Origin of the sequence: Hominisplanchenecus murintestinalis (genome assembly GCF_943193015.1) — a bacterium.
In the GTDB taxonomy this organism is placed as follows: domain Bacteria; phylum Bacillota; class Clostridia; order Lachnospirales; family Lachnospiraceae; genus Hominisplanchenecus_A; species Hominisplanchenecus_A murintestinalis.
Genome location: NZ_CALPCM010000078.1, coordinates 1 through 6,190 on the forward strand (window position 1 = coordinate 1; position 6,190 = coordinate 6,190).

8 protein-coding genes are annotated in these 6,190 nt (G+C 43.4%); 3 read left to right on the forward strand and 5 right to left on the reverse strand.

The window, feature by feature from the left end; genetic code table 11:
- Positions 1–64: 64 nt before the first annotated feature.
- On the reverse strand, positions 65–751 hold the full coding sequence (gene queC / locus NFR99_RS14460) for a 7-cyano-7-deazaguanine synthase QueC (RefSeq protein ID WP_120486815.1): 687 nt from the start codon (positions 749–751) through the stop codon (positions 65–67).
- Positions 752–1,018: 267 nt separating this feature from the next.
- Between queC and NFR99_RS14465 the strand changes: the two genes are divergently transcribed.
- The gene (locus NFR99_RS14465; RefSeq protein WP_168354861.1) at positions 1,019–1,168 is read left to right on the forward strand and encodes a hypothetical protein; all 150 of its coding nucleotides are present in this window, start codon (positions 1,019–1,021) and stop codon (positions 1,166–1,168) included.
- 43 nt (positions 1,169–1,211) lie between these two features.
- A complete protein-coding gene (locus NFR99_RS14470; RefSeq protein WP_120486814.1) occupies positions 1,212–1,391 on the forward strand; it encodes a hypothetical protein in 180 nt (59 codons plus the stop codon).
- Positions 1,392–1,475: 84 nt separating this feature from the next.
- Here NFR99_RS14470 and NFR99_RS14475 read toward each other — a convergent pair whose 3' ends face one another.
- From NFR99_RS14475 to NFR99_RS14490, 4 genes are all read right to left on the reverse strand, one after another.
- Complete coding sequence (locus NFR99_RS14475; protein WP_120486813.1) at positions 1,476–2,624, reverse strand: ABC transporter permease; 1,149 nt, start codon at positions 2,622–2,624, stop codon at positions 1,476–1,478.
- Positions 2,611–3,786: an ABC transporter permease gene (locus NFR99_RS14480; protein WP_251353998.1), complete on the reverse strand. Its 1,176-nt coding sequence runs from the start codon at positions 3,784–3,786 to the stop codon at positions 2,611–2,613. Before NFR99_RS14480 ends, NFR99_RS14475 begins: the two co-directional genes overlap by 14 nt.
- Positions 3,787–4,725 carry an ABC transporter ATP-binding protein gene (locus tag NFR99_RS14485; RefSeq protein ID WP_251353999.1) on the reverse strand — a complete coding sequence of 313 codons (939 nt, stop codon included), beginning with the start codon at positions 4,723–4,725 and terminating at the stop codon, positions 3,787–3,789.
- A 96-nt stretch (positions 4,726–4,821) separates the two neighbouring features.
- Positions 4,822–5,388 carry a GrpB family protein gene (locus tag NFR99_RS14490; RefSeq protein ID WP_120486810.1) on the reverse strand — a complete coding sequence of 189 codons (567 nt, stop codon included), beginning with the start codon at positions 5,386–5,388 and terminating at the stop codon, positions 4,822–4,824.
- Between the two features lie 209 nt (positions 5,389–5,597).
- Between NFR99_RS14490 and NFR99_RS14495 the strand changes: the two genes are divergently transcribed.
- The gene (locus tag NFR99_RS14495) at positions 5,598–6,110 is read left to right on the forward strand and encodes a GNAT family N-acetyltransferase (protein ID WP_135977055.1); all 513 of its coding nucleotides are present in this window, start codon (positions 5,598–5,600) and stop codon (positions 6,108–6,110) included.
- Positions 6,111–6,190: the final 80 nt, after the last annotated feature.

Genomic DNA, 6,190 nt, shown 5'->3' on the forward strand with positions numbered 1-6,190 from the left:
CACCAAGGGGAAAGTCTGCCCTTTTTTAGAAGAAAAATATTTTTCATTTACCTATTGACATTTATTAGCTGGACTCATATTCTATCGGGTCCTGAATTCCATTTAGCGCAAACGCATTCATCCTATCCATACAGGTCGCACATTTTCCACACGCCTTCTCCCCTCCTTCATAGCAGGACCAGGTGAATGCAAAGGGCACCTGAAGTTCCATCCCTGCCCGAACCACATCTGCCTTATGGCTATACAGAAATGGAGCCTCGATTTCCAACTGCTTTCCGCTCCCCTCATACACTGCCCGGCTGATTGCTTCATGAAATGCTTCTGAAGTATCCGGGTACGCATTTCCCGCGCTGTCATCCGCATGCGCCCCATAATAGATCTTCTCACATCCATCCGCCAGCGCAACAGACGCCGCTGCCGCAAGAAACAGCCCATTCCGAAACGGAACATAGGTAGAAACCGGTTTTCCAGTACTCTCCTGAAGCTGGGATGCATATGTGCCCTTGGGAATTTCTCCCCTTCCCTCAAGTAATGTACAGTCTGAACCCGCAAATATCATCCCCATATCCAGTTCCTTATGTCTCACATGATAATGCTGCGCAATCCTCCGCGCCGCTTTCAGTTCATTGCTGTGCTTCTGCCCATAAGAAACAGACAGGCTCAGCACATTCTCATAGCCATACTTCTCTACGGCAAGCGCCAGGCAGACTGTCGAGTCAATGCCGCCGCTTGACAACACCAGTACTTTCATACATTTTCCTCCAATCACAATTCAGCCGTACAAAAAAGCAAAAAAAATCCCGCAAAACGCAGGATTCAATAAAATCGGGTTCCCTAGTTTTGTTTAACGACAGGATGGTACGCTCGAGCAATCGGGCCGAACTGTCTATTCAGCTGTATTGAAATTATATTCCGCAAAACCCAGGATGTCAACTATAAAAAATTTTGTTTTTACACGCTTACTGTCCTTACGCATAACCATCTGTATTTCGGGCACACTATCAGCGAGGTGATATCTATGTCTTATGTTTCAGATGAAATACGCCCGAAGTTTGATACTCTGTCCATTGACCTGAAAAATGAAATACTGAAACGCGATGTTCCCCTAAATACCATACACGATTTGATACGTGTTCTGGAGGATATTGTCGCTGAGTCTGAGAACTGACGGCATCAATTTTAACATTGTTTATTTGAGAAAGGAGACGCTCATGAAACCACAGGCATGCCACAGAGGGAACACTTCTGCCTATGATGACGGAAATATTCCTGAAATTGACCTTCCCGGAACATCTAACGCATCACGGGACATTCCGTCCGAATTTGATAATAATGTACCGAAATTAGATGAAGATTCCCGCCCAAGACAGGACGGTCCCGGAGGAAATTAATTTTAAAAGAGACAGCAGCCTGCATTTAGCGATGCCGGCTGTTGTCCTTTTATAATTCAAAAAACTACAGCAATTTCCCATACTTTACCTTCCCGAAAATTTTTCCCGCTTTTTTGATATGATATCCGCAGCTACGATAAATATCAGAGTAAAGCCCAAAATCACTCCTATATTGACAAGGATCGGCCTAACCGATGTAAAGCTGACATCTTCCATAGTTTTCAAAAACTCATTTGTCTGGATATACCAATAGGACGGCAGGATATGCGCCGCCTTCAGCACAGAATCCGGAAGCCACTCTGCCGGAACGAAAGCGCCGCACAGAAAGCTTGAGCCAAGCGCCACCACATTAACGATTCCGTTCAGTGCATTTTTGTTTCCGACAAGATTCCCGATAAGGAAAGCAATTGCCAAGGAGCATACCATAAATACAAAAGAATTTGCCACATACAGAAGTCCCTGCGCGGTGAACATAACTTTTCCTACTAAGACAAAACTCAAAATCACATAGAGCAGCCATAGTGCAAACGCAAACAAGCCGTTTGACAGCAACAGCAGGCGGTTCATTTTCCGATAGTCCATACTGCTCACTGCAGTTCGCCTGCGGATTTTCTCTTCACGAAAGCTGGACAGCACCAGGCAGATGACATACACACATCCCGCCAACAGGCTATAGTTCAAGAAATTATAATAAAACGCCGCTTTCTCTAAATTCCCTGTATCCAGTTTTGACGTAACCTCCACGGAAACCTGTTTTTCCAGGATCCCACTGACTGCAGCCGCCAGTTCTTCTCCGTCCTCCGCATATTTTACATAAGCCCTTGCAGTCTTTAGATAGCGCGACAAAAGCATCTCCGCATATGACGAATGATAGTCCCCGGTGCTTTTGACTTCCAGCTCCGTCTCCCTGCCCTCCAGAAAATCCTTCCCGTAATTTTCCGGAATGTACAAAATATAACTGACATCCCTATAAAACAGGGCGTCGTCCAGCTCCTCTTCTTTCATTTCTCTAATTTCACAATTCTCTGCCATATACGAAAGCAAGCCCCGGGTAATCCCTGCGTTTTCATCCCGATTGATAATAGATATCTCCGGTCTGCTTGCCGTAAATCCCATACTGCTCTCATTTGTCTGCATTTGAAAACCGCCGAACCCAACCAGCAGAACTGTATATAAAATAATCGGTATCCTGCATTGGTTCAGCACTTTCAAGAACGCTCTAAATACTGTCATATTTCTGCCTCCTCAATCCTAATACCGAGAACAAAATCATACTAAATGCAAACACCAGAAGACTGGCCGCATTCTGCCAGTAACGGTCAAATGTATCATAATAATAAAGCGCATACAGTCCATCCGTAATCATATTCGCCGGATTGAGAAGATTGAGCAGCGGAATATTTTTGTCCACAAGATATTTCATGGTAATCCCCATCATCCCCGACAGAAAACATCCCGCCATAGTCACGGAAATCACGATACCTGTCTTTACATTATCGCCGGATTTTACAAGAACCGCAATGGCAATTCCCACGGACAGCCCAGCCAGTCCGCCGCACAATGCCAGCAGCACAATCAGGGGCAGATGATTCCCATAATCCACATGCAGCACAAAAATTGTAAATGCAAACAACAGCGCTACGCCAACCATCTGAATCACATAACCTGCCAGTACGCTGCTGAGGATCATCCGGCTCTTTCCCACAGGGCTTACTGACACCCGTTTCCCCTTGCTGCTCATATTCGCCAGATTTTGGTTCACCGCCACCATTCCTAAAATCCCGCCATATAGACAAGTCATTGCAATCAGTGTATAAAATTCAATCATTGTATAACTCAGATTAGCCCCCGAAATATCCCGTATACCCCCATTTTCACTGTCAACCAGATTCATAACCTCTTTACTGAGCTGTTCATAAAATTCTGCTGTAGGCATTTCTCCCTGCTGTATCCGGCGCTCCGCTGTATTTCGCACGATTTCTTCCGTTTGATAAATTTCCTCCACCACATATTTCAACACTGTCTCATTAATCCCGTCAGACGCAACCGTCACCTGTGGCTCTCCATCTGCCAGCATAAAATATCCTGCGATTTCTTTTTCCGAGAGCAGGCGTTTCGCCTCCTCTTCGCTCACATACTTCGTACAAAATACTTGCTCTCCGCTCGCCTCGTCACTCAAAGCTTCCAATGATTCCTTCCACATTTCACTTTCACGGAAACCTGTGTTTTCCACTACCGCAATGTCAATCACATGGAGCTTTTCACTATCTTCAATGTCAGAAAAAGCCATATAAAAAAAAGCGCCCAGAATAACAGGAAAAGCAAAAGTCCAGAAAATCAGCATTTTATCTCCCAAAAGCGTCTTTGCCGTATACTTAAAATTATGCCAAAACATTCAGTCTCGCAGCTCCTTTCCCGTGAGTTCCAAAAAAACGTCGTTCAGCGTCGGCCGTTCAGAATAGATTTTACTGTAGCTGATATTCCTTTTCTTTAAAAACTCCATAAGTTCAATCAGGTTATTCTTTCCCTGCCGATAGGTAACTGACAGACTCTGCCCGTCATATGCCGCCCCCTCTACATAGGAAAGCTGCCTGATTTCCTCAAGGCATTCCTTCGCCAGGGCATTTGTCTCCACGGTAACCTTCTCTTCGATGCGCGCCAGTTTCTTTAACGAATCGCATGTACCGTCTGCTAAAATCTTTCCTTTGTCCAAAATAATCACTCTGTCGCAGATAATTTCCACTTCCTCCATATAATGGGTAGTGTATACAATCGTCGCCCCCTGATTCCGCAGTGTCATGATGCCGTCCAGGATATTGTTGCGGCTCTGAGGATCCACCGCCACCGTCGGCTCATCCAGAAAAATCAACTTCGGTTTGTGGGCAATTCCACAGGCAATATTCAGACGCCTAAGCAGCCCTCCTGAAAGCTGCCTGGGACGGAACTTCTTATATTCTTCCAGCCCCACCAGCGCTATCGCCTCTTCAATGTACTGCTTTCTGATAGCTTTGTCCCGTATATACAGTCCGCAGAAATAGTCAATATTTTCATACACTGTCAGCTCCTCAAACACTGCCACATCCTGAAATACCACGCCGATTTTCCTTTTAATCTCATACGCATCCGGCCTCATTTCACTGCCGAAAATGCGAATGCTCCCGCTGCCAAAATTCAACAGGGACAAAATGCAGTTCATTGTAGTAGATTTGCCGCTGCCATTCGGTCCCAGCAGACCCAGAATCTCCCCTTCTTGAACCTCAAAAGATAAATCGTCCACCGCTTTCACTGCTTTATATTCCTTCGTCAAATTTCGAACCTCTATCACATTCTGCATCCAATCGTCCTCCTGATCCTGCATCTCATTTCCTTACACCGCCTTCTCTTTCTATGTAACTCCCCGCCAAACAGCCCTTTTCGGCTTAAGGAACTGTCAATACCTTCCGGCGTAAACTCTTTTTGCCTCTGACGTCCATTTCCTAATAAACTCTGTCTTTGCATTCGTATAAGCATCTCTATCGTGTTCATACCGCTTCCACAGCTGCAATTTCATTGCTTCATATTCCTTAGCTATTTTTATATGTTTATTCAAGTAATCTCTAAAATACAATTCATCATTATCTCCGGCATAGCGAATGTGTACATGAAAAACTTTATCTGCAAATCCATCTTTCGTATATCCACGATTAAACGATATTCTATCTTCTTCTGCTGACATACGGATAAATCCGTTCTTTTCAATTACCTTTGCAGTATTCTGAATATCGGAATCCTTTGATATTTCAATCAGTACATCAACAATATCCTTTGCCCATATCCCAGATATAGCCGTACTCCCAATATGGCTAATTCTCTCAACCGGGCACTCAGACAATATGTTTTTTAAGAAAGATTCGATTTCATCATAAAATATATTCCACTTATCGTCATGTGCAACAAGGAATATGGGAAATAACTCCCATAATTCTTCTAAGGACATTTCTGATAATTCTTTTTGCATTCCAATTTTCCTCACAAGTTTGACTTTCTTGTTCTATTTTCCTTTTCTAAATTATACACAAAAATATACGTTTTTTCAATTTTCGAACTTCTTTTGTTTAAGTAACGCTCCCACAACAGCAGGCTAGTGTTGCTTCGTTTCTCTTGACTTTCATTAAACATATATACTATGCTCCTTGTAAAGTTTGAAAGATTAATGAGGTAATATTTATGACAATACGAGCAGAACAACCGGCTGACTATGACTCCATATATCTGGTAGTTAAAAATGCTTTTGAAACCGCTGAACAAAGCGATGGCAATGAACACAATTTAGTAAATTCCTTACGGCAAAGCAATGCATTTATTCCCGAATTGTCATTAGTATGCGAAATTAATGGACAGATTGTCGGACATATTATGTTTACCAAGCTGCAAATAAGCGGGCATACTGGTTTAGCACTGGCTCCGCTATCTGTATTGCCCCAATATCAAAGACAGGGTATTGGCACTTCTCTGATACTGGAGGGACATAAAATAGCCCAAACACTTGGTTATAGTTATTCCGTTGTATTAGGCAGCGAAAAATACTACCCCCGGATTGGTTATTTACCTGCTGAAACATTTGATATTCGCCCCTGTTTTGAAGTTCCAGGCAAAAACTTTATGGCATACAAACTTTATGAAAATGCTCCCCTAATATCAGGAATTGTTAAATATGCTGAAGAATTTGGCATCACCTAACACTGAACCGCTCCCTGTCAAGTAGACAATTAAAAAAATAAAAATTTTAGCCTGCCAGTCACAAAAAAGGACTGGCAGAG

Bases quoted from the DNA above. Each gene is read 5' to 3' on its own strand.
- NFR99_RS14475 (WP_120486813.1), bottom strand. From the start codon at position 2,624: ATGACAGTATTTAGAGCGTTCTTGAAAGTGCTGAACCAATGCAGGATA.
- queC (WP_120486815.1), bottom strand. From the start codon at position 751: ATGAAAGTACTGGTGTTGTCAAGCGGCGGCATTGACTCGACAGTCTGC.
- NFR99_RS14465 (WP_168354861.1), top strand. From the start codon at position 1,019: ATGTCTTATGTTTCAGATGAAATACGCCCGAAGTTTGATACTCTGTCC.
- NFR99_RS14495 (WP_135977055.1), top strand. From the start codon at position 5,598: ATGACAATACGAGCAGAACAACCGGCTGACTATGACTCCATATATCTG.
- NFR99_RS14470 (WP_120486814.1), top strand. From the start codon at position 1,212: ATGAAACCACAGGCATGCCACAGAGGGAACACTTCTGCCTATGATGAC.
- NFR99_RS14480 (WP_251353998.1), bottom strand. From the start codon at position 3,786: ATGTTTTGGCATAATTTTAAGTATACGGCAAAGACGCTTTTGGGAGAT.
- NFR99_RS14485 (WP_251353999.1), bottom strand. From the start codon at position 4,725: ATGCAGAATGTGATAGAGGTTCGAAATTTGACGAAGGAATATAAAGCA.
- NFR99_RS14490 (WP_120486810.1), bottom strand. From the start codon at position 5,388: ATGCAAAAAGAATTATCAGAAATGTCCTTAGAAGAATTATGGGAGTTA.